Source organism: Gilliamella sp. Pas-s25 (assembly GCF_009795885.1).
Classification (GTDB): Bacteria; Pseudomonadota; Gammaproteobacteria; order Enterobacterales; family Orbaceae; genus Gilliamella.
On record NZ_WTEV01000077.1, the window covers coordinates 1 to 841 of the forward strand.

Annotated in this window: 1 protein-coding gene; it reads right to left on the reverse strand. The window is 31.4% G+C overall.

What is annotated here, in order from left to right; genetic code table 11:
* Positions 1-71: 71 nt before the first annotated feature.
* Positions 72-260 (reverse strand): ribbon-helix-helix protein, CopG family, encoded by a 189-nt coding sequence (locus GQ593_RS13390; RefSeq protein ID WP_160432471.1) that lies wholly within the window; start codon positions 258-260, stop codon positions 72-74.
* Positions 261-841 lie beyond the last annotated feature (581 nt).

Consider the following 841-nt stretch of genomic DNA (forward strand, 5'->3'; position numbering starts at 1 on the left):
CTTATTTATGGTTTAAATAAAAAAATAAACCCCGAATTATATCGAGGTTTGTCATCAATCTGAAGCCTCAATTAAGAGGCTTTTTTGTTTTCTCTGTAGAATTTTATTGCTTCTACTACAAGTTTGGCTTCTGATATATCTAAGTCTAAAGCCGTTTGTTTAATCATTGCGATATCGTCTATATTTAATTTAAAGGCTTTATTTTTAATGCCTCGTTTTTCATTACTTCGTTCGTTAATTTCGGCTCTTGTTAATGCCATATAATCACCTTGATTTATTAAATATTAGTTGTTATATTTAAGGTCATCGGCAGGGCTTTCGCCCCACCTTTGATACTACTTAAAAAGCCGGAAAACTTACAAGTAGTAGAAGAAATATGATTAAAAATTTCATTTTTTCTTCTCCTTAAGCCCTCGTCTTAGGTCGGGGGTTTACCTTATCAAGTCCCTTACTTGATGGTTATTATTGTAAGGTATCCTACAATAAAAGTCAACACTATTTATCTAAAAATTTTAATTTTTTATAGATTTATCATCGAATAAAATTATTAAATAAAGCCGCTTAACTGCGGTTTTTTATGCAAAATACATCAACAAAAGAATTAGCGGATTCTACGATTAACCAGCAAGGTTAATTTAAAGGGTAACATTTGAAAGTCACCCATCAGTCATCAAAAACAGTCAAATCACCTTCAGGTGGTTTTTTATTATCAGTTATCTTCATAATGAAGACGACTTAAAGCTAGTGTGCTAATTTGTGGAATGGCAACACATTTTCAAACAAAAAAATTAAGGGATAAGTGTTTTTTAAATTCAACGGGAGGCAAGTAGCCTAACGAAGA